Origin of the sequence: Aggregicoccus sp. 17bor-14 (genome assembly GCF_009659535.1) — a bacterium.
Classification (GTDB): domain Bacteria; phylum Myxococcota; class Myxococcia; order Myxococcales; family Myxococcaceae; genus Aggregicoccus.
Genome location: NZ_VJZZ01000030.1, coordinates 1 through 2,537, shown reverse-complemented (window position 1 = coordinate 2,537; position 2,537 = coordinate 1). Strand labels below are relative to the sequence as shown.

Below are 2,537 nucleotides of genomic sequence, written 5' to 3'. Positions count from 1 at the left end.
GAGTTGCCCGAGCGCAGCTTCAGCACCCTCGACGAACTGCTCGCGGCGGTGCGGCGCGCACTGCGCCGCCACCACCTACGCCTGCGCTACCCTGGACAACATCCGTGTCCGGGCGCTTAGGCGTCGATGCAGCCGCCGTTGATGCAGCGGTCGCACGAGGTCCTGCACGCGCCGCAGGAGCCCGGCAGGGTGTGGTTCGTCTCGCAGCCGTCGACCACCACGGAGCCGTCGAGACGTCGTCTGTCTCCAATGCAGTCCGACTAACCGCGCCTCACGCGTGAGCGGCATGCAGGGCCCTGCCCGCACTTCATTGCGGCGGCTTGAGCCGCCATCAGGCAGGGAGAGCAACTCCCGCACATCCTTACGTCATTGCGATGGTTCAACGCCGTCAGCGGCCGCCCTGCAGCCCGCTCAGCCTTTCCGCGCGGCAGTCCGGGCCGCCGCGCTTTCGAACGGCCAGTTCGCTGGGAGCTGGTACCTCCTCCAGAGCACGCGATTCGCGAGTCCCATAGTGAGGAGCGAGAGTGGCATCGACGCAATCCTCAACCACTTATTCGGGTGAGGCCAAGTGTACGCCTCATCGGTGCGGAAAATGTCGACACAGCGCTTCAGCAGGTTGTCTGCATCGGGTGAGTGCTTGTAGCGATGCTCAACTAAATCGTTCTACGTGCCCATGCGGCATCGCGAATCGCCTCCACCGCGAGGTCTTCGCCCGTCGGCCCAAGGCGCTCCAAATCAAGGTTCAAGATTTTCTCATCTAGGAAGCGCGGCAAGAGTTCGCCGGGTCTTCTTCGCTGCGTCGTCTCAAGCGGGGTCCGTGCCCCGCTCGGCTGTCTGCAATGAGAATTGGCTAGGTCTACGATCGACCGCTGGCACGAACACTCCTGTCCGTTTAGTCCACGTCTAAGAAGCTGTGCTTGTCGATGACTCGGCCGTCCACGTCAAAGAGAACCTGCCGCCTACGATAGCTTCCACTTGTTGGACTGCGGGAGTAGAGCCAGTACTCGACCGGCCGGGGCCAACCCGGGCGTTCAACGACCTGCCGGCTGAATGGCTCTCCGAGCTTGTCAATCACTGCGCGTTTGTCGTCGCCGTTAGTTACACTTCGAAAGCCAGCGTCGGAGTACCTCGGTGTGTACTCCGTGTCTGTCTGGACAAACATCGACCAACAGAATCCGTCCAGCCCATCGAGCAGCACGAACTGCAGTACAGCTAGTGAAGCAGTGAGGACGCCAACCACCACGGCAACCCGGCCGAGACGGCTCTTCCAGATCAATCTCATGGTCTGCACTGGCTCACCCTCTTCTGCTGACAGGCACTGGGTCCCGAAGCGTTCGGTGCAGGCCAGTCCGGATGCCTCCACGTGAAGAAACGCTGGCGAGGCCAGCCCTCCCACATTCCGCCTGTATACGGATGGAGCGCCTGCCCGATCGCTGAACCGCCAAAGGTATCAATTGAGCCGTCGGGGTTGACGATAGCATCCACACCATCGGTGGTCTTGTAGATGGTTCCGTCAGGCCCGTAGACCCCGTCCTGCTTTCCGGGGAACGTGTCGCCAGGAGCCAGGCAGTAGGTCTCATCGTGTTCACCCTTGATAAAGACCGCGTTGGGGGAGTTGTTCTGCACCTCCAGCCCGTTCCGGTCCGTCCAATGAAACGGGTTGTTCAATGCGTAGGCATAAGCTGGCACACTGAGACCTCGCTCGGTCATGGCCCTCACGTACTCTGGTCGCGCAAGCATTGGCTCCGGCTGCAGGTACCGCCCCGTGCTCGCGTCGTAGTAACGGTTCCAGTTCTCAAAGAGATCCGTCTCGGCGTCGGCGTACTGGCCCGGAAAGCGTAGCGGCGTCCAGAATGGTTGCGCTCCCAATTGGTAGCGCTGGAACTCATAGCCTTCAAGGTCTGCACCGAACGCCGCATTGGCCCCTCCTCGTCCGGCGGCATTCGCCCGGAAGCGCGTTACCACCTGTCCTCCCGCAGGCGAGAGCCAGCCCGACCACAGGCCGGAGGCCTCGTCCGCCTTCGGGCTGCCCAGGGTGGCTCCTCCGACGCCATCCGTGAAGTACACGGCGTCGCCTCCGGCCGCGTCCGTCTCGAGTCGGTGGAAGCGGGCGCGATGGCGCGTGACCATGCCAGGGCCCGGAACCTGCGTCCAAGCGGCCAACTGCACGTCCTGGCCATCGACGTACGGGTGCGGCGTGCCTGCGTGTAGCGCCACCCGGTTCGGACGGCCGAATGGGTCATAGGAGGCCTCGCCGGCAATGCGGCGAGAGGCGTCCAGCATGAGGACAGGTTTGCCGATGTGGTCGGTCACGGGGAAGTACACACCACAGGCCGCCGCCTCCCCCTCGCGATTACAGTCGGAAGTCCAGTCCGACTTGCGCGCGAAGCCCGCGTCCATGATGCCGCGGATGAGTAACCGCCCGATTGCCGGCGTCCTGAGGATGGGCGTGCACGCGCGTTCTTGGGCGCATGCGACGACCTGGACCTGAGGAGTGGATGCAACTGGTGGCCGAGTTTGCCTCGAGTGGCCTGGAG

At 63.4% G+C, this 2,537-nt stretch carries 1 protein-coding gene; it reads right to left on the bottom strand.

Features of this window, described 5'->3' with window-relative positions:
* Positions 1-1,278: 1,278 nt before the first annotated feature.
* Positions 1,279-2,400 (bottom strand): RHS repeat-associated core domain-containing protein, encoded by a 1,122-nt coding sequence (locus FGE12_RS29890; RefSeq protein ID WP_228531224.1) that lies wholly within the window; start codon positions 2,398-2,400, stop codon positions 1,279-1,281.
* Positions 2,401-2,537: the final 137 nt, after the last annotated feature.

Coding starts and splice junctions, on each gene's coding strand:
- FGE12_RS29890 (WP_228531224.1), bottom strand. CDS start 2,400: ATGGACGCGGGCTTCGCGCGCAAGTCGGACTGGACTTCCGACTGTAAT.